Origin of the sequence: Streptomyces sp. NPDC048734, from assembly GCF_043198675.1 — a bacterium.
Taxonomy (GTDB): Bacteria; Actinomycetota; Actinomycetes; order Streptomycetales; family Streptomycetaceae; genus Streptomyces.
In genome coordinates this window covers 403,924-421,646 of sequence record NZ_JBICUZ010000002.1, presented here as the reverse complement: position 1 = coordinate 421,646, position 17,723 = coordinate 403,924, and the positions used below count along the sequence as shown (strand labels likewise).

Genomic DNA, 17,723 nt, shown 5'->3' with positions numbered 1-17,723 from the left:
CCGTAGAGTTGGGGCCGGTCGAAACCTGACCGCGATAGATCGGAAGGGCAGCAGGCGTGACCGTCGACGACACGGGCTCCGACGAGGGCGCGGACGGCCGGGTTGACGTGCCGGCCGCCGACCCCGGTGACGACCCTCTCGCCCTGCGCCTCGAGCAGCTCATCCTCGGCGCCGAGCGCCGCTACACCCCCTTCCAGGCGGCCCGCAGCGCCGGTGTCTCCATGGAGCTGGCCTCCCGCTTCTGGCGGGCCATGGGCTTCGCCGACATCGGGCAGGCCAAGGCGCTCACCGAGGCCGACGTACTGGCCCTGCGCCGCCTCGCCGGTCTGGTCGAGGCGGGGCTGCTGAGCGAGGCCATGGCGGTGCAGGTCGCGCGGTCCACCGGGCAGACCACCGCCCGGTTGGCGGAGTGGCAGATCGATTCCTTCCTGGAGGGGCTGACCGAGCCGCCCGAGCCGGGGATGACCCGCACCGAGGTGACGTACCCGATCGTCGAGCTGCTGCTGCCCGAACTGGAGGAGTTCCTCGTCTACGTGTGGCGCCGGCAGCTCGCCGCCTCGGCGGGGCGGGTCGTGCAGGCCGCGGACGACGAGGAGATGGTCGACCGCCGGCTCGCGGTCGGCTTCGCCGACCTCGTCGGCTTCACGCGGCTGACCCGCCGCATGGAGGAGGAGGAGCTCGGCGAACTGGTCGAGGCCTTCGAGACCACCGCCGCCGACCTGGTCGCGGCCCGCGGCGGACGGCTGATCAAGACCCTCGGCGACGAGGTGCTGTACGCGGCCGACGACGCCGGCGTCGCCGCCGACATCGCGCTGCTGCTCGTCGAGACGATGAGCAACGACCCGACGATGCCCGAGCTGCGGGTCGGCATGGCCTTCGGCACGGTGACCACCCGGATGGGCGATGTCTTCGGCACGACCGTCAACCTGGCCTCCCGGCTGACGTCGATAGCGCCCCGGGACGCCGTGCTCGTGGACAGCGCCTTCGCCGAGGAACTGGTCCGCACCGGTGACGCGCCCGCCTCGGAGGCGGAGGCCGCCGAGGCCGCGGCCGCCGCGGAGAAGGAGGGCGAGGAGCCGCCCGGGTACCGGTTCGCGCTCCAGCCGATGTGGCAGCGGCCCGTGCGCGGGCTCGGCGTGGTCGAGCCCTGGCTGCTCACGCGGCGCAACGGCGGCGGCGCGTAGGGCCGGTCCGGCGGATCGGGGCGGCGGATCGGGTCCGGGGGACCGGCGGCGCCCTTCGGTCCGGGCGGGCGGGGCCCGGTACGTCCGGCTGCGCGGCGGGGCCCTCGCGTGAACGCGACCGGACGTCGGGAGCCGGCGACCGAGGACGGCGCCGCTGGCGGCACCCGTCCGGAGGTGGGAGTGCCGGGTCCCGTGTCTCCGGTACGACCGCCGGACCGGCTCCGGGTCCCGTGTCTCCGGTACGACCGCCGGACCGGCTCCGGGTCCCGTGTCTCCGGTACGACCGCGGGGCCGGCTCCGGGTCCTGCTTCTCGGTTCAGTCCGCCGGGTCGGCCGGCGTGTCCACGCAGAGTCCGACGACCGGCAGGCAGAGTCCGGGACCGCCTGTCGGCCCGGGAGGCGCCGGGACGGTGGCCGGGCCGGGCGCCGCGGGCCCGGAAGGCCCGGAATCGCGGGGCGGCCGGGGAGCCGCGCTCCGGGAGGCCGTGGGCGCCGCTGTGCGCGGGCGTGCCCCGGCCGGTGGCGTCGTGCGCGGGCCGTAGGGGCCGCTGGGGGCGCTGACCGCGGAGGTCGGGGAGATGGCGGCGGCCGCGGGGGAGGCGGGGGTGCCGTCCATCGGGACGGGAGTGGTGGGCGTCGACTCGGGGGCCGGGGACGCCGTGTCGGTCGCGTCGGCCGGATGGCCCGTGGCCGTCTCCGGTCCGGTGTCCGCGGTGGGCCGGAGCCGGGGTCCGGCCTCGGCGGTGTCCACGCCGGAGTCCGAGCCCGGCCGCAGAAGGCTCAGGGCCCCCACCGCCAGCGCGAACCCGCCCGCGGCGAACAGCGCCCTCCGGGGCCGGGGCCGGCGATGCCGCCCGCGGGTGCGGCGGGCCGGCCCGAGGCGGGTCGCCGCCGCCCCCGTGGCCTCCTCGGCACAGTCCGCTCTCGCGCTTCTGGTCCGGGTCCTCACCGGTGTGGTCGTCATCGCGTGCCCTTCCCGATGTCGTCGCGCCCCCTCTGCGCCGTGGCGGACGCACGTTATGCGTTCCCTTGGGCGGTGCGGGTGGAGTCGGGCGGGATGTCACTCGAACGGGTGGGCGGGGCGTGTGCGATACGGGCGGGACGCGGCCGGGTCTTTTCCCGGCGCGGCGCGGCTGCGATGATCGGGCGAGCCAGGTTTGTTAACCCGCGTTAACCCGGAGGGTGTCATGAGTGAGGAACGGTTCGGGGAGTTCGTGCTGGTGCGGCGGCACGGGGACGGACACGTCGCGGAGCTGGCCCTGGACCGGCCCAAGGCCATGAACGCCGTGTCGACCGAGATGGCCCGGTCCGTCGGGGCCGCCTGTGCGGCACTGGGCGACGACCGGGACGTACGGGTGGTCGTGCTCACCTCGACGCACGAGCGGGCCTTCTGTGTCGGGGCCGACCTCAAGGAGCGCAACTCCTTCTCCGACGCCGAGCTGGTGCGGCAGCGGCCGGTCGCGCGGGGCGCGTACACCGGTGTGCTGGAGCTGCCCGTGCCGACGGTCGCGGCGGTGCACGGGTTCGCGCTGGGCGGCGGCTTCGAGCTGGCGCTGGCCTGCGACGTGATCGTGGCCGACCGGACGGCCGTGGTGGGGCTGCCCGAGGTGTCGGTCGGGGTGATCCCGGGCGGCGGCGGGACCCAGCTGCTGCCCCGCCGGGTGGGCGCGGCCCGCGCGGCCGAGCTGATCTTCTCCGCGCGGCGGGTCGAGGCCGCCGAGGCGCGGGAGCTGGGGCTGGTGGACGTCCTGGTGGACGAGGGGCGCGACCGGGAGGAGGCGCTGGCGCTGGGGGAGCGCATCGGGGCGAACTCGCCGGTGGGACTGCGGGCGGCCAAGCGGGCCCTGCGGCTGGGGCAGGGGCTGGACCTGCGGGCGGGGCTGGAGGTGGAGGACGCGGCCTGGCGGACGGTGGCCTTCTCGGGGGACCGGGCCGAGGGTGTCGCGGCCTTCAACGAGAAGCGGAAGCCGCAGTGGCCGGGGGAGTGAACCGGTCCGGGAGAGGTGGGGCCGTCACTCCCGGCACCGACCCCGAGTCCCCTTTGTAATCAAATGTCCCTAGCCTGGGGAGATGGGTGAGGACAGACGCCTCGCGGCCGTGGTGGCGCTGGCGCAGGGGATGGCGGCGGCGCGCACGCCCCGCGAGTCGTGGCGCGCGGCGGCGCTCGGCGCCTGCCGGGCGCTGGCCGGCGGTTTCGCCGCGCTGTCGGTCTGGGAGCGCGACCTCGGGCTGCTGCGCGTCCTCGTGAACGTGGGGGACCGGGCGCCGGACGAGGACGAGTTCCCGGACCACGAGGCCTATCCGGTGCACCGGTTCCCGGAGATCACCGAGTTCCTGCACGAGCGCTGGATGGCGGGCGGCGAGCCCGACGCCTGGGTGGAGACGGCCCAGGGGCCGGCCGCCGGCCGCCCCGGGTACTGCCATCAGCGTGTTGCGGCCCTGCGTCGGCGCGGGCGCGGCTCCTGTGTGGTCGCGCCGATCGTGCTGCACGGCCGGGCGTGGGGCGAGCTGTATGTGGCCCGCTCCTCCGGCACCCCCGTCTTCGACCGCGGCGACGCCGACTTCGCGACCGTCCTGGCGGCCGTGGTCGCGGCCGGGCTCGCGCAGACCGAGCGGCTGGAGGAGGCCCGCCGGCTCGCCTTCACGGACTCCCTGACCGGCCTGGCCAACCGCCGCGCCGTCGACGTGCGCCTGGAGGAGGCGGTGGAGCGGCACCGGGCGCACGGGGACGTGGTGAGTCTCGTCGTGTGCGATCTCAACGGGCTCAAGCGGGTGAACGACACCTGCGGGCACGCCGTCGGCGACCGGCTCCTGGAACGGTTCGGGTCCGTGCTGTCGCTGTGCGGGGCCATGCTGCCCGGCGGGCTGGCCGCCCGGCTCGGCGGGGACGAGTTCTGTCTGCTCGCCGTCGGCCCGGCCGCCGACGACGTGGTGAAGGTCGCCGACGAACTGTGCCGCCGGGCGGCCGAGTTGGAGCTGGGCGAGGGGGTGGCCTGCGGGGTCGCCTCCACCGGGGACCCGATCGGGCCGGTGCGGTCGGCCCGCCGTCTCTTCCGGCTCGCGGACGCGGCCCAGTACCGTGCCAAGGCCGTCCGGGCCGCCCGGCCGGTCGTCGCGGGGCGGCAGGGGCCCGACGACCCGGTCGTCCGCCTCGCCGACGAGCCGCCGCACGGGCCGGCCGGGGAGCGGCGGCGCTTCCGCGGGCGGCACTGAGCGGCGGCGACGCGTCGGTGAACGGCCGAGACGCGTCGCCGAGTGGCTGCGGCGCCCCGGTAAGGGGCGGAGCCCGTCCCCACTGGTGACATCTTCATCTTCACTGCGTACGCTCCTGAATATGGATATGCACACTGTGGTGGTGGGAACTGTGGTGGTGGGAACGGCCGGCGTGACCGCGTCCGACGTGCTCGCCGTGGCGCGCGACGGTGCCCGGGTCGAGCTTTCCGAGCAGGCGGTGGCGGCCCTCGCCGCGGCGCGCGAGATCGTCGAGGCGCTGGCGGCCAAGCCCGAGCCCGTCTACGGCGTCTCCACCGGGTTCGGCGCCCTCGCCACCCGGCACATCAGTCCGGAACTCCGCGCCCGGCTCCAGCGCAACATCGTCCGCTCGCACGCCGCCGGCATGGGGCCGCGCGTCGAGCGGGAGGTCGTCCGCGCCCTGATGTTCCTGCGCCTGAAGACCGTCTGCTCCGGACACACCGGCGTACGGTCCGAGGTCGCGCAGACCATGGCCGACCTCCTCAACGCCGGCATCACCCCGGTCGTCCACGAGTACGGCTCCCTCGGCTGCTCGGGCGACCTCGCCCCGCTCTCCCACTGCGCCCTCACCCTCATGGGCGAGGGGGACGCCGAGGGCCCGGACGGGACCGTACGGCCCGCCGGCGAACTGCTCGCCGAGCACGGCATCGCCCCTGTCGAACTGCGTGAGAAGGAGGGCCTGGCCCTCCTCAACGGCACCGACGGCATGCTCGGCATGCTGATCATGGCCCTCGCCGACCTGGACCGCCTCTACAAGTCCGCCGACGTCACGGCCGCCCTGACGCTGGAGGCGCTCCTCGGCACCGACCGGGTCCTAGCGCCCGAGCTGCACGCCATCCGCCCGCACCCCGGCCAGGGCGACTCCGCCGCCAACATGCTGGCCGTGCTGGCCGGTTCGGAGCTGACCGGGCACCACCAGGACGACGCGCCCCGCGTCCAGGACGCCTACTCCGTGCGCTGCGCCCCGCAGGTCGCCGGCGCCGGACGGGACACCATGGCCCACGCCCGCCTCGTCGCCGAGCGCGAACTGGCCTCCGCCGTGGACAATCCGGTGGTCCTCCCCGACGGCCGCGTCGAGTCCAACGGCAACTTCCACGGCGCCCCGGTGGCCTACGTCCTCGACTTCCTCGCCATCGCCGCCGCCGACCTCGCGTCGATCGCCGAGCGCCGCACCGACCGGCTGCTGGACAAGAACCGCAGCCACGGCCTGCCGCCCTTCCTCGCCGACGACGCCGGTGTCGACTCGGGCCTGATGATCGCCCAGTACACGCAGGCCGCGCTGGTCGGTGAGCTGAAGCGGCTGGCGGTGCCCGCCTCCGCCGACTCCATCCCGTCCTCCGCGATGCAGGAGGACCACGTCTCCATGGGCTGGTCGGCGGCCCGCAAGCTGCGCACCGCCGTCGACAACCTCACGCGCGTGATCGCCGTCGAGCTGTACGCCGCCACCCGCGCCGTCGAGCTGCGCGAGGGGCTGACGCCGGCGCCCGCGACCCGCGCGGTCCTCGCCGCCGTACGCGAGGCGGGAGTCCAGGGCCCGGGACCGGACCGCTTCCTCGCCCCCGACCTCGCCGCGGCCGAAGCCGTCGTGCGCGACGGACGGCTGGTCGCGGCCGTGGAGACGGTGACGGGACCGCTCCGCTAGCCGACGACACGGAAGGGGCCCCGCCGTGCGTGCGCGCTTTCGGCGGGGCCCCGGTGTGCTCGGTTACTTGAGCTTGGCGACCTGGGCCTGGGCGACGGCGGCCGGGACCTTGGACTCCCCGCCCTTGGCCAGCGCACCGAGGTTGATCCCGTAGAACGTGGCGACCGTGCTGCCGCTGCGCACCACCTCGACCTGGAAGGTGGCCGTACCGTCGCCGTCCATGTCGGCGACGGCGGTGAACGCCACGGACTCCTCGCCGAGCCCCGAGGCCTTGGCCGAAGTGACCTTGGTGACCTTCTGGGTCTCGCCGTCGGCCGTCATGCCGAACCCACCGGAGCAGGCCGTGACGCCGTCGGTGACGGCCTTCATGGTCTTCTCGGCGCCGTCACCCTCGTAGGACGAGAGACCGACCAGCGTGGCGGTGACGTTGAAGGCGTCCTCGATGTCCGCCTCGCTGATGTCCTCCGGCGACTTGGTGCTCCCCTGGGCGGACTTGTCCTCCGTGACGGTGTTCCGCGCGCTCGCGTCCGTGTCACCCGGCGGGAGGGCGGACATGGCGTAGACGAGCGGCTCGCACGCGGACTTGTCGACCTTCGCCGCGCTCTTGGACGCCGGCAGGCTGGCGTCGGCCGCGTCGACCTTGTACCCCTCGACCTCGCCCTGGGCGAGCAGCAGCTTCTCCAGCTCGGCCGAGGTCAGCGCCTTCGCGGCCGGGGCCGCCGACGAGGAGGTGCCGGAACCCTTCGAGGATCCCTTGGAGTCCTTCTTCGACCCCTCGTCCGAACAGCCCGTGATGAGGGCGAGCGACAGTGCGCCGACAGCGGCCGTGGCGCACAGCCGCGCCCCCGATGATCTCTTCATGAGCGGACTATGAAGGTCGGGTCAAGTAAGCGTCAAATCAATTCAGAAACCCAGACGTTCCCGGCGCACGGAATAGACCACGAAACCGGCGCCGAGGGCGAGCAGGGTCGTCCCGCCCGCGATGTACGGGGTGGTGTCGAAGCTTCCGGTGTCGGCGAGGCGGGGGCCGTCGGAAGCGGCGGAGGTGTCGGCCGTGCCTGCGGCATCGGCGGTGAGGGCGGTACCGGTGATGTCCGCGGACGCGGCCCGCGCCTGGGTGGTGACCTGCGTCGTCACGGCCGTTCTGGTGGGCTCGTCCTGTGTCGCCTGGGCGTTCGGGACGAACCACAGGGCACCCAGCAGGGTTCCCGCGGCGGTGGCGGTCAGCAACGGACGGCGAGCGGATGACACGGAATATCGATCCCCTTGTGGTGCTGGCGAATTGGCCGTGTGCACCGATGCTAATGAACGGCGCGGGTCGCGGGAAAGCCGTGGGCGCCGGTAGCCGTACGCTCCGGGGATGACTACCGAAAAGACATCCCATTTTGTCCGCCTTCGTCTTGAACTCGTCCTGGAGATCGACGACGAGGGCGCCCTGACCGCGGCCGCGCTGCGGCGACTTGCGGAGGAGGCCGCGGACCCGGAGGTTCCGGAGAGTGAGCGCGCGCAGGCCGAGAGTGCTGTGACGGAAGACACGGCCGAGGCCCTCGCCTGCCTCGTGGACCCGTTCGACCTGGTCGGTGAGATCCCCGGCGTCGAACTCCAGCAGGCCTCCTGGTCCACCGAGCCCGTCGAGTACGACCCCGATTCGCCGGACTGGGACCTCGACGAGGATGATGACGACCGGGGCGGCGCGGCGGACGCCGGGGAGGACGGCCGCGCGGGCGGCATCGGCTGAGCGTCTCGGGGAATTCGTGACCCCGGGGGGCAACCGCCGCCCGGGGTTTCGTCGTCTCAGGTGACGCGCCGACCGACACCCGCACCAGGGGCCCCGGGGGACCGAGCGCCCGCGGACGTGGTGTGGCCCACACATCAGGCATATGTGGAACGGGACGAACCGGTCGTAGCGTTAAAGGTCTTGACGGGGACTCCCGGAGGTTACCGGGAATCGGCGACGATGGAGAAGCGTGTGATGACGGACGGTAGGCGGCGCAGGGGTCTCATGACCGCGTCCGCACTGCTCGGTGGTGTTCTGGTGCTCTCTGCGTGCTCGAGCGGCGACAGTGACGCGGCCGACGGCGGAGGCGGCTCCTCACAGGCCAAGGCCGACGAGGCGGCGGCCCAGAAGTCCTCCGAGGCCCAGATCAAGATCACACCTGCGGACGGCTCGAACAACGCCTCCATCAACAACTCCGCGACCGTCACCGTGAGCAAGGGCACGCTCACCGAGGTGACGATGACCGCGGCCGACGGCAGCACGGTGGCGGGTGAGCTGTCCGCCGACAAGACCAGCTGGAAGCCCAGCGGACAGCTGGAGCGCTCGACCACCTACAAGCTGGCGGCGACCGCGAAGGACTCCAAGGGCCTGGAGGCCCACGAGAACGCCTCCTTCACCACGGTCTCCCCCGACAACAGCTTCATAGGCAACTTCACGCCGGAGGACGGCTCGACCGTCGGCGTGGGCATGCCGGTCTCCATCAACTTCAACAAGGAGATCACCAACAAGGCCGCCGTCCAGAAGGGCGTCACGGTCAACACCACCAGCGGTCAGGAAGTCGCCTGCCACTGGTTCAGCACCACCCGCATGGACTGCCGGCCCGAGGAGTACTGGCAGGAGAACTCCACCGTCACGCTGAAGCTCGCGCTCGACGGGGTCGAGGGTGCCGACGGTGTCTTCGGCGTCCAGCAGAAGACCGTCACCTTCAAGATCGGCCGCAACCAGGTCACGTACGTCGACGCGAAGACCAAGCAGATGAAGGTCACGCAGGACGGAAAGACCGTGCGGACCATCCCGATCTCGGCCGGCTCGCCCGAGAACAAGACGTACGAGGGCCAGATGGTGATCTCCGAGAAGTTCAAGGAGACCCGGATGAACGGCGCGACGGTCGGCTTCACCGACGACGACGGCAAGGGCGAGTACGACATCAAGGACGTGCCGCACGCCATGCGTCTGACCAGCTCCGGCACCTTCCTGCACGGCAACTACTGGGGCGCCAAGTCCATCTTCGGCTCGGTGAACACCAGCCACGGCTGCGTCGGCCTGTCCGACACCAAGGGCGCCGACGACCCGAACACGCCGGCCGCCTGGTTCTACAACAACTCGATCGTGGGTGACGTGGTCGTCGTCCAGAACACCGGCGACAAGACCGTCTCGCCGGACAACGGCCTCAACGGCTGGAACATGGACTGGGCGCAGTGGAAGGCCGGTTCGGCCGCCTGACGCACATCCCGCACACAGTCCACCGGTGCCGCCCCCCAGGGGCGGCACCGGTGTTTCCGGGGCCGGGCACAGCCTTCTCATGCTTCTCTTATGGCAGCCTTACGCCTTCATCACGGCCCGTACCTAGCTTGCGGCCATGTTCTTCACCTACCTGAGGCGCGAACTGCGCCGCCGCAGAAAAGCGGCCCTCGTCGTCGCCTCCGGACTGGCCCTGGGCATCGCGCTGGTCATCGTCGTCACCTCCGTGTCCGCCGGCATGGGCAAGGCCCAGGACAAGGTCCTCCAGTCCCTCTACGGCCTGGGCACGGACATGACGGTCACCAAGGCCGCCGAGCCCGCCGCCGACACCTCCGAGCGCCCGCGGTTCCGGTTCGACGCGCAGGACGGCGACTCCGACACCGAGCAGAGCAGCGACCGCGTCATGGTCCAGGGCTTCCAGACCCTGTCGGCCGCCACCGTCACCGAGGTCGGCAGGCAGAGCGGCGTCTCCGACGCGGTCGGCGGACTGAGCCTGACGGTCATCAAGGTCGACGGCCAGTTCACCCGCGGTCAGTTCCAGCAGGGCGAGGCCGGTGGGCAGGGCCGACCCGGCGGCGGCGACGGCCAGCCGCAGGGCGAGGTCCAGGGCGGCGGCGCCGACTTCGACGTCGACAACTACTCCGTCTACGGAACCGACGTCACCGAGCCCGCGCTCGGCCCGCTGACCTCCTCCGAGATCACCAGCGGCCGTACCTTCAAGACCACCGAGGCGAACGCGAAGGTCGCCGTCGTGGACTCGGCCTACGCCAAGGAGAAGAAGCTCAAGGCCGGTTCGACGGTCACCATCAAGAGCGTCGAGTTCAACGTCATCGGCATCGCCACCGCCGACAGCGGGGACTCCGCCGCCAACGTCTACATCCCGCTGACGCAGGCTCAGACGATCGGCGACGCCAAGGACAAGGTCACCACGGTCTACGTCCGGGCGACCGACTCGCAGAAGATCGACAGCGTCAAGTCCGCGATCCAGAAGAACGTCTCGGGCACGACGGTGACGACCTCCGCGGACCTCGCCGACACCGTCTCCGGCTCCCTCTCCACGGCCTCCTCGCTCGCCGCCGGCGTCGGCAAGTGGCTGTCCGTCGCGGTCCTCGTCGCCGCGTTCCTGGTCGCCGGACTCCTCACCTCCTCCGCGGTGTCCCGGCGCGTGCGCGAGTTCGGCACGCTCAAGGCGCTCGGCTGGAAGTCGGGCCGGGTCACCCGGCAGGTCGTCGGCGAGGCCATGGTCAACGGCCTCCTCGGCGGCGCCCTGGGCATCGCGCTGGGCCTCGGCGGCGCCTACGTCGTGACCGCCGTCAGCCCCACCCTCCAGGCCGAGACGGGCGGCTCCGCCGGCGCCGGCCAGGGCGGTCCCGGTGGCGGCGGCTTCGGCGGTCCGGGCCGGCAGGCCGCGGCCCGCACCCTCGACGTGGCGCTGACGGCGCCGGTGAGCGTCACGACGGTGGCCGTCGCGGTCGGACTCGCCGTCGCCGGCGGTCTGATCGCGGGGGCGTTCGGTGGCTGGCGGGCGTCCCGGCTGCGGCCTGCCGACGCGCTGCGACGCGTCGAGTAGCCAACCCACCCCACCCATCCCAGGAGTTGTTGTCCCCATGTACGAACTCAGAGGCGTCACCAAGCGCTACACCCGCGGCAAGGACACCGTCCACGCCCTCGACGGGGTCGACCTGACCATCCCGGACGGCGACCGGCTCGTCATCCAGGGCCCCACCGGAGGCGGCAAGTCCACCCTCCTGCAGATGCTCGGCGGGCTCGACCGGCCCAGCGCGGGCGAGGTCGTCCTCGACGGCACCGACCTGGCCGCACTGTCCGAGGCCAGGCTGACGAAGGTGCGCGGCGAGAACATCGGCTTCGTCTTCCAGGCCTTCAACCTCATCCCCACGCTCACCGCGCAGGAGAACGTCGAGACCGCCCTCGTCCCCCTCGGCGTGAAGGGCGGGGAGCGGCGCGAACGGGCCGCCGAGGCCCTGAGGTCCGTCGGCCTCGGCGAGCGGCTCGGACACCTCCCCGGCGAGATGTCCGGCGGCCAGCAGCAGCGCGTCGCCATCGCCCGCGCGCTGGTGAAGCAGCCCAAGGTGCTGCTCGCCGACGAGCCCACCGGCAACCTCGACGAGGGCATGCGCGACGAGATCATGGACGTACTGCACACCATGTGGAAGGAGCACGGCCTGACCTTCATCATGGTCACCCACGACTCCACCATCGCGAAGAAGGCCCCGCGCGTGGCCACCATCCGCAAGGGGAAGATCACCGTCAAGGAGAACGCCGTCTCCTGACGCGGTACGGCGTCCCACGACACGGCGCGACGCGACACGACACGCCGAGCGAACGGCCCCCGGAACACCGGCTCCCCGGAGCACCGGCCTCCGGCGGGCCGTTCGCGCCCGGCTCAGGAAGGCGCGGGCGTCGTCACACCGACGACGGGGAGTCCGTCCCCACCCGGCTCGCGTCCGCGCCCCAGCTGGCCAGCAGCCGCAGCGCCTGGGCCGAGGGCGACCCCGGCTCCGCGTGATACGTCACCATCGTCTGCTCGCTCTCCCCGAGCAGCCGGAACCCCTCGAAGTTCAGGGACAGCTCACCCACCAGGGGATGGTGCAGCAGCTTCACGCCGTAGGCCTTGTCCTTGACGTCGTGGGTCGCCCACAGCCGCCGGAAGTCCTCGCTCTTCACCGACAGCTCACCCACCAGGGTCGACAGCCGCGGGTCGTCCGGATAGCAGCCGGCGTCCATCCGCAGCGCGCACACGATGTCGATCGCCTTCTGCTCCCAGTCCACGAACAGATCGCGGTAGTCGGGCCGCAGGAACACCAGCCGCGCCCAGTTCCGCTCGGCGACCGGCAGCTCGCCCCAGTCCCCGAACACGGCCGCCGCCATCCGGTTCCAGGCGAGGATCTCCGACCGCCGCCCGATCACGTACGCGGGCACCGTGTCCATCAGGCCCAGCAGCTCCCGCAGCGCCGGACGCACCTGCCGCGCCCGCGCCGCCGGCTTCTTCTTGTGCTGCTTCGGCTTGGCGAGATGGGTCAGGTGCGCGTGCTCGGCATCGGTCAGCCGCAACGCGCGGGCGATCGAGTCCAGCACCTCCGCGGAGACGTTCCGCCCGTTGCCCTGCTCCAGGCGCGTGTAGTACGCCACCGACACCCCGGCCAGCTGCGCCAGCTCCTCGCGCCGCAGCCCCGGCACCCGGCGGTGCCGGCCGAAGTCGGGCAGCCCCACGTCCCCCGGCTTCAGCCGGGCGCGCCGGGTGCGCAGGAACTCGCTGAGTTCGGCACGCCGGTCCAGACGCCCGCCGGGCTGGGGTACGGCATCGGCCTGTTCGTCCATGCGTCCAGTATTCACGGTCGTACGCAGGCGAACCTGACCCCGCCAGTGGTAGGCACGGCGGACGTAGGCACAGGCGGGGGCTGGGTGGACGCCGCGATCCGGGGCAGGCTGGACGCCGTGCCCGGTCCGAAGGCAGACCGGGCGTACGACTGCTAGGAGAACCCCGGCATGACCACTGTTGCCGCGTACGCCGCACCCTCCGCCAAGGCTCCGCTGGAGCGCACGACGATCGAGCGGCGGGAGGTCCGCGAGTTCGACGTCCTGATCGACATCAAGTTCGCCGGCATCTGCCACTCCGACATCCACCAGGCCCGCGAGGGCTGGGGCGAGGCCATCTTCCCGATGGTGCCCGGCCACGAGATAGCGGGCGTCGTCTCCGAGGTCGGACCCGGTGTGACCAGGTTCGCCGTCGGCGACCGCGTGGGCGTCGGCTGCATGGTCGACTCCTGCCGCGAGTGCGACAACTGCGAGGCCGGCCAGGAGCAGTACTGCACCGGCGGCGGCATGATCGGCACGTACAACGCCGTCGGCAAGGACGGCGCGCCCACCTACGGCGGCTACTCGCAGAAGATCGTCGTCGACGAGAACTACGTCGTCCGCGTCCCCGACGGCCTCGCCCTCGACGTGGCCGCCCCGCTGCTGTGCGCCGGCATCACCACCTACTCCCCGCTGAAGCACTGGAACGCCGGCCCCGGCAAGAAGGTCGCCGTCCTCGGCATGGGCGGCCTCGGCCACATGGGCGTCAAGATCGCGCACGCCCTCGGCGCCGAGGTGACGGTGCTCTCCCAGTCGCTGCGCAAGAAGGACGACGGCCTGAAGCTGGGCGCCGACCACTACTACGCCACCAGCGACCCGGAGACCTTCAAGGAGCTGGCCGGCACCTTCGACCTGATCCTGTCCACCGTCTCCGCCCCGCTCGACCTGGACGCCTACCTGGCCCTGCTGCGCACGGACGGCGCCTTCGTCAACGTCGGCGCCCCCGAGGAGCCCGTCGCGCTCAACCTGTTCTCGGTGATCGGCGGCCGCAAGACCCTCGCCGGCTCCAGCATCGGCGGCATCCGGGAGACCCAGGAGATGCTGGACTTCTGCGCCGAGCACGGCCTCGGCGCCGAGATCGAGCTGATCAGCGCCTCCGAGGTCAACGAGGCGTACGAGCGGGTGCTCGCCAGCGACGTCCGCTACCGCTTCGTGATCGACACGGCGACCATCTGACGTCCCGCGCCACCTTCGAGGGGCCCCGGCCGCACGCGCCGGGGCCCCTCGTCGTACGCCGCCCGCCCGCGGCCCCACCGGGTCCTCCGGGCCTCCGCGGTGTCCGGCGGGCACACCGCCGTAGTGGGGAGCGTGCGCCGGGTGGGTGGACCGCGTGCGTGGAGGGGGACGTGAATAGACTCAGGGCGTCGATGCGGCGGGTGTTCGCCGGGGACGGCGCAGGGGGCGGACGGGAGGCATCGCGGTGTGCAAGGTGGATCACCGGGCCGCGGCGGTGGCCGCGACGGCGGCACTGGCGGCGGCCCACCCGCATCTGGGGGACGGGGCTTCTCCGCACCCGGCACTGGCGGGGTGCGAGGACGTGGACTGGTCGTCCGTCACCGGCTTCCCGGTCGACGTCCCTGTCGTCCTGCGCGGGCTCCTCGACGCCGACGCGGCCGAGATGGCCGAACGGGCGCTGGACTGGCTGGTGATGTCGGGACCGCTGTCCATCAGCGCCACGATGCCGGCGGTCGTCCCGTACCTGCTGCGGCTGGCTGCCGATCCGTCGACCCCGCGACGGAACGAACTGTTCGGTCTCCTCCTCGTGGCCGCCGCCCTGTCCGCACCGGCCCGCCCCGACGGCACGGGGGGCCTGACAGTCGGCGGCCCCGAGGAGGAGCACCCCGAACGGGCCCTCTGCCGGGCGGCGTTCGTCGCCGACGCGGCATGGGTGCGACGTCTGCTGGCCGACGGCCGACTGCCGGCGGACCTCCAGCTGGGCGATGACGAACGAGCGTCACTGCTCCAGGCGGCCGGACTGTGACGTGCAAGCCGCACCGCACACGGCGCACTGCTGCCGGTGCGACGGGAACGACGTTGCCGTCCGCCCCGGTCCGGCCCGGTCGGACACACCGGGGGCGACGTGCCGATCGGGCTCTGCCGCGCAACTCCTCGGTCCCGGCCGGTCAGCCCAGGAGGTGGGCGAGAGCGCCGTCTCCGGCGGGATAGGGGCGTTCCCGGGGCAGCAGCCGGGCGGCGGAGTCCACGTCACCGCCGTCGACGAGAGCGTGGATCTCGTGGACGAGCGGGGTCACGTCGCGGATGGCGACCGTCCACTCGTCCGCGTAGCGTCGTGCGGCCTCGCCGGTGAGGCCGAGCTGCAGGGACCGGTACGGCAGGGGCTGGAGGCGCAGGTCCCGCTCGGGGTCCCACTGCACGCGGGTGGGCGCGCGCCTCAACTGGCGCCGCCAGGCGGCGTGATCGGCGTGGACCCCGCGGACATGGCTCGACAGGCACGCGTGGCGCAGCGCCCACTCGAAGCCGTCGCGGGTGATGTCGACGGCGAGGACGGTCTCCTGCCCCGCCTTGGTGCCCCAGCCGCAGCGGTACATCATCCACAGGAACGACGGCTTGATCCAGGTCATCCGGTCCCGCTTCCACGCGGTGGGGAAGCGGCCGTCACGGGCGGCGGGCACGCCGATCTCCGGTGGGTACGCCTGGTAGACGGTGACCGTGGACTCCGTGTGGACGGCGCGGATCCGGCGTTGCGGTTCTTCCATGGCGTACAGCGTGGAGGCGGCCGGTTCGGGCGGCCACTGATTTTCGAGTGCCGTTCGCCGTGCCGGAGAGTGCCGCCGGCGGCAGATCGGCCTGACGGGAAGTGCGCCCCACGACGGCTGACGACCCACGTCCCGACCGCCCTGACCACACCGAGTCGGCCGTGATGCCGTGCGTGACGGGCACCACGGCCGGTTGGTGGCTCTGTGCTTCGGGTGGGCTACTTCTCCGTGACCGCCGGAGCAGGGGCAACGCCGGTCGGGCAGGACGCCCCCCAGTTCGTCTCGAACGGGTCACCCAGCTTGACGCCCGTCCCGCCGAGGCCGCAGTAGCCGTTCGGGTTCTTGGCGTCGGAGAGGTACTGCTGGTGGTAGCCCTCCGCCGGGTAGAACGTCCGGTCCCGCGCCGGGAGGATCTCCGTGGTGATCGTGGAGTGGCCCGCCGCGGTGAGGACCCGCTGGTAGGCGTCGCGGGAGGCTTCGGCCGTGGCGGACTGGGCGGGGGTGTGGGTGTAGATCGCGGAGCGGTACTGGGTGCCGACGTCGTTGCCCTGGCGGAAGCCCTGGGTGGGGTCGTGGGACTCCCAGAACGTCTTCAGGAGGGTCTCGTAGGAGATGACGTCCGGGTCGAAGACCACGCGGACCACCTCCGTGTGGCCGGTCAGGCCCGAGCAGACCTCCTCGTACGTGGGGTTCTCGGTGTGGCCGCCCTGGTAGCCGACCAGCGTCGTCCACACACCCGCCGGGAGCTGCCAGAACTTGCGCTCCGCGCCCCAGAAACAGCCCAGGCCGAAGTCGGCGGTCTCCAGGCCCTCGGGGTAGGGGCCGAGCAGCGGGGTGCCGAGGACGGTGTGGCGGCCGGGGACGGAGAAGGCCGGCTCGGTGCGGCCGGGCAGGGCCTGCTCGGGGGCCGGGAGCCGGGGCGTGCGGCTGTGCGGGAACATGCGGTCTCCAATCAGGGGTCCGGGCATGTCAACGCCGGTGGTCCGCGGCGCATTCCGGTGCGGGAGCAGGCCCCCGGACCGGACCGGAGCGGAGCGGACCGGAGCGGACCGGGCTCGCGGCAGGAGTCCAGCCCGTGCCCGGGGGACCGGTCCGCGGCCGGACCCCGGCCCGGGCTCAGTGCGGGAGCGACGCGGGGCTGCCGCCGTTGGCCTCGTATCCCGCCACGGCCAGCGCGCGGTACACCGCGAACTCGCCCGCCGGGTCGGTGGACAGGGTCCAGGGCAGCGCGCCCACGTGGCCGTCGACGTGGATCAGCTGGTTCACCGCCTCCGACCAGCGTTCGGCGCGCACCAGGAAGAAGACCAGGAGGTGGCGCACGTGCGCCAGCATGGGGTCGTCGGGGCGGGCCGCGTGGACGGCGAACAGGGCGCCGTGGATCGCCTTGGTCACGACCTCGCTCTGGTAGAAACCGGTGACCAGGTTGACCTCGGGGAGGTGCTCGAACACCGCGAAGAGGGGCATCGCCGCGAGGAGGGAACCCTGGGGGGCGCGCGCCGCCGCGGCCTCCGCGAAGGACATCGCCGTCTCGCGCGAGCCGTGCCACTTCTCGCACCAGTAGTGCAGGGCCGCCAGATGCGCGCCCATGTGCGCGGGGGCACGGTCCAGGATCTTCAGCCAGAGCTGCTCGAACTCGCGCTGCGAGTAGGCCAGACCGCGGGCCACCGACAGCTCGACGACGTACGGGATCGGGTCACCGGGGGCGAGCAGCGCCGCCTGCCCGCAGGCGTCCTTCGCCTCCTCCATGATGATCCGGAAGTCGTCCGTGCCCGGCGTCGAGGTGCGCCACGCCTGCTGGACGAGGAACTCGGCGTGCACCGCCGCCCCGCCCGGGTCCTTGGGCGCCTCGGCGCGCCACACCCGCAGCCACTGTCCGCCCGGCGTGTCACCGACCCCGCCGGGCCGCTGCCGGAGCTCCAGCGCGGCGGCGCCCGCGAAGGCCTGCACGCGCTGCCAGCGCCGCTCGCCCTCGACCTCGGTGCCGGCCAACAGCTGCAGGGCGGCCCGGTAGTCCTGGGTGCGCTGCACCACGTTCAGGACGTCGAGCAGGTCCTGGTCGGGGCCGGGCATGCGGATGTCCAGCTCCTCCTCGCGGACGAAGCCGTACTCCGCGGGGTCCGCGGCGTCGGGGTGGCCGGCCGGGACCTGCTCGATCCCGCCGCGCCTGCGCCGCAGGAACGGCAGCAGCACGAAGCTGAGCATGACCAGCGCGATCAGGACCCAGAGAATTTCCATGCCCCAAGGGTTCCAGACACCGCCGACAATTGGCCAACCACCTCCGCCGGCCTGTGGAAAACCTCCCGGCGGGGCGGCGG

Annotated in this window: 16 protein-coding genes; 10 read left to right on the top strand and 6 right to left on the bottom strand. The window is 72.7% G+C overall.

Annotated features, from left to right (window positions below):
* The first annotated feature begins 56 nt into the window (after positions 1-56).
* The 4 genes from ACGFQC_RS07110 (at position 57) to hutH (ending at position 6,078) form a co-directional block, all read left to right on the top strand.
* Positions 57-1,184: an adenylate/guanylate cyclase domain-containing protein gene (locus tag ACGFQC_RS07110; RefSeq protein ID WP_363092916.1), complete on the top strand. Its 1,128-nt coding sequence runs from the start codon at positions 57-59 to the stop codon at positions 1,182-1,184.
* Positions 1,185-2,371: 1,187 nt separating this feature from the next.
* Positions 2,372-3,172 carry an enoyl-CoA hydratase-related protein gene (locus ACGFQC_RS07105; RefSeq protein WP_363092915.1) on the top strand — a complete coding sequence of 267 codons (801 nt, stop codon included), beginning with the start codon at positions 2,372-2,374 and terminating at the stop codon, positions 3,170-3,172.
* An 82-nt stretch (positions 3,173-3,254) separates the two neighbouring features.
* Positions 3,255-4,397, top strand: coding sequence for a GGDEF domain-containing protein (locus tag ACGFQC_RS07100; protein WP_363092914.1), 1,143 nt, complete (start codon positions 3,255-3,257; stop codon positions 4,395-4,397).
* 142 nt (positions 4,398-4,539) lie between these two features.
* Positions 4,540-6,078 carry a histidine ammonia-lyase gene (gene hutH, locus ACGFQC_RS07095; protein ID WP_363092922.1) on the top strand — a complete coding sequence of 513 codons (1,539 nt, stop codon included), beginning with the start codon at positions 4,540-4,542 and terminating at the stop codon, positions 6,076-6,078.
* Positions 6,079-6,141: 63 nt separating this feature from the next.
* On the opposite strand, the gene ACGFQC_RS07090 is transcribed toward hutH, so the two are convergent.
* Positions 6,142-6,939: a hypothetical protein gene (locus ACGFQC_RS07090; protein ID WP_363092913.1), complete on the bottom strand. Its 798-nt coding sequence runs from the start codon at positions 6,937-6,939 to the stop codon at positions 6,142-6,144.
* A gap of 42 nt (positions 6,940-6,981) precedes the next feature.
* Positions 6,982-7,329 carry an LAETG motif-containing sortase-dependent surface protein gene (locus ACGFQC_RS07085; RefSeq protein WP_363092912.1) on the bottom strand — a complete coding sequence of 116 codons (348 nt, stop codon included), beginning with the start codon at positions 7,327-7,329 and terminating at the stop codon, positions 6,982-6,984.
* Between the two features lie 109 nt (positions 7,330-7,438).
* On the opposite strand from ACGFQC_RS07085, the gene ACGFQC_RS07080 reads away from it, so the two are divergent.
* The 4 genes from ACGFQC_RS07080 to ACGFQC_RS07065 all read left to right on the top strand — a co-directional run bounded on the left by ACGFQC_RS07080 (position 7,439) and on the right by ACGFQC_RS07065 (position 11,607).
* Positions 7,439-7,816 (top strand): hypothetical protein, encoded by a 378-nt coding sequence (locus ACGFQC_RS07080; protein WP_363092911.1) that lies wholly within the window; start codon positions 7,439-7,441, stop codon positions 7,814-7,816.
* A gap of 234 nt (positions 7,817-8,050) precedes the next feature.
* Positions 8,051-9,298, top strand: coding sequence for an Ig-like domain-containing protein (locus tag ACGFQC_RS07075; RefSeq protein ID WP_363092910.1), 1,248 nt, complete (start codon positions 8,051-8,053; stop codon positions 9,296-9,298).
* A 136-nt stretch (positions 9,299-9,434) separates the two neighbouring features.
* Positions 9,435-10,886 carry an ABC transporter permease gene (locus ACGFQC_RS07070; protein ID WP_363092909.1) on the top strand — a complete coding sequence of 484 codons (1,452 nt, stop codon included), beginning with the start codon at positions 9,435-9,437 and terminating at the stop codon, positions 10,884-10,886.
* 37 nt (positions 10,887-10,923) lie between these two features.
* Positions 10,924-11,607, top strand: coding sequence for an ABC transporter ATP-binding protein (locus tag ACGFQC_RS07065; RefSeq protein WP_363092908.1), 684 nt, complete (start codon positions 10,924-10,926; stop codon positions 11,605-11,607).
* Between the two features lie 133 nt (positions 11,608-11,740).
* Here ACGFQC_RS07065 and ACGFQC_RS07060 read toward each other — a convergent pair whose 3' ends face one another.
* Positions 11,741-12,655, bottom strand: a complete 915-nt coding sequence (locus ACGFQC_RS07060; protein ID WP_363092907.1) for a helix-turn-helix transcriptional regulator — start codon at positions 12,653-12,655, stop codon at positions 11,741-11,743.
* Positions 12,656-12,823: 168 nt separating this feature from the next.
* Between ACGFQC_RS07060 and ACGFQC_RS07055 the strand changes: the two genes are divergently transcribed.
* Together ACGFQC_RS07055 and ACGFQC_RS07050 are read left to right on the top strand one after the other, a co-directional pair.
* Positions 12,824-13,867 (top strand): NAD(P)-dependent alcohol dehydrogenase, encoded by a 1,044-nt coding sequence (locus ACGFQC_RS07055; RefSeq protein ID WP_363092906.1) that lies wholly within the window; start codon positions 12,824-12,826, stop codon positions 13,865-13,867.
* Positions 13,868-14,111: 244 nt separating this feature from the next.
* Entirely contained in the window at positions 14,112-14,672 is a 561-nt protein-coding gene (locus ACGFQC_RS07050) for a hypothetical protein (RefSeq protein ID WP_363092905.1), read from the top strand.
* Between the two features lie 142 nt (positions 14,673-14,814).
* On the opposite strand, the gene ACGFQC_RS07045 is transcribed toward ACGFQC_RS07050, so the two are convergent.
* The 3 genes from ACGFQC_RS07045 to ACGFQC_RS07035 form a co-directional block, all read right to left on the bottom strand.
* Positions 14,815-15,408, bottom strand: coding sequence for a DUF4291 domain-containing protein (locus ACGFQC_RS07045; protein ID WP_363092904.1), 594 nt, complete (start codon positions 15,406-15,408; stop codon positions 14,815-14,817).
* Between the two features lie 218 nt (positions 15,409-15,626).
* Positions 15,627-16,349 (bottom strand): peptide-methionine (S)-S-oxide reductase MsrA, encoded by a 723-nt coding sequence (gene msrA / locus ACGFQC_RS07040; protein WP_363092903.1) that lies wholly within the window; start codon positions 16,347-16,349, stop codon positions 15,627-15,629.
* Positions 16,350-16,524: 175 nt separating this feature from the next.
* The gene (locus ACGFQC_RS07035; RefSeq protein ID WP_363092902.1) at positions 16,525-17,643 is read right to left on the bottom strand and encodes a hypothetical protein; all 1,119 of its coding nucleotides are present in this window, start codon (positions 17,641-17,643) and stop codon (positions 16,525-16,527) included.
* Positions 17,644-17,723 lie beyond the last annotated feature (80 nt).

Bases quoted from the DNA above. Each gene is read 5' to 3' on its own strand.
- ACGFQC_RS07065 (WP_363092908.1), top strand. From the start codon at position 10,924: ATGTACGAACTCAGAGGCGTCACCAAGCGCTACACCCGCGGCAAGGAC.
- ACGFQC_RS07080 (WP_363092911.1), top strand. From the start codon at position 7,439: ATGACTACCGAAAAGACATCCCATTTTGTCCGCCTTCGTCTTGAACTC.
- ACGFQC_RS07100 (WP_363092914.1), top strand. From the start codon at position 3,255: ATGGGTGAGGACAGACGCCTCGCGGCCGTGGTGGCGCTGGCGCAGGGG.
- ACGFQC_RS07035 (WP_363092902.1), bottom strand. From the start codon at position 17,643: ATGGAAATTCTCTGGGTCCTGATCGCGCTGGTCATGCTCAGCTTCGTG.
- ACGFQC_RS07090 (WP_363092913.1), bottom strand. From the start codon at position 6,939: ATGAAGAGATCATCGGGGGCGCGGCTGTGCGCCACGGCCGCTGTCGGC.
- msrA (WP_363092903.1), bottom strand. From the start codon at position 16,349: ATGTTCCCGCACAGCCGCACGCCCCGGCTCCCGGCCCCCGAGCAGGCC.
- ACGFQC_RS07075 (WP_363092910.1), top strand. From the start codon at position 8,051: ATGACGGACGGTAGGCGGCGCAGGGGTCTCATGACCGCGTCCGCACTG.
- ACGFQC_RS07055 (WP_363092906.1), top strand. From the start codon at position 12,824: ATGACCACTGTTGCCGCGTACGCCGCACCCTCCGCCAAGGCTCCGCTG.
- ACGFQC_RS07105 (WP_363092915.1), top strand. From the start codon at position 2,372: ATGAGTGAGGAACGGTTCGGGGAGTTCGTGCTGGTGCGGCGGCACGGG.
- ACGFQC_RS07070 (WP_363092909.1), top strand. From the start codon at position 9,435: ATGTTCTTCACCTACCTGAGGCGCGAACTGCGCCGCCGCAGAAAAGCG.
- ACGFQC_RS07060 (WP_363092907.1), bottom strand. From the start codon at position 12,655: ATGGACGAACAGGCCGATGCCGTACCCCAGCCCGGCGGGCGTCTGGAC.
- ACGFQC_RS07045 (WP_363092904.1), bottom strand. From the start codon at position 15,408: ATGGAAGAACCGCAACGCCGGATCCGCGCCGTCCACACGGAGTCCACG.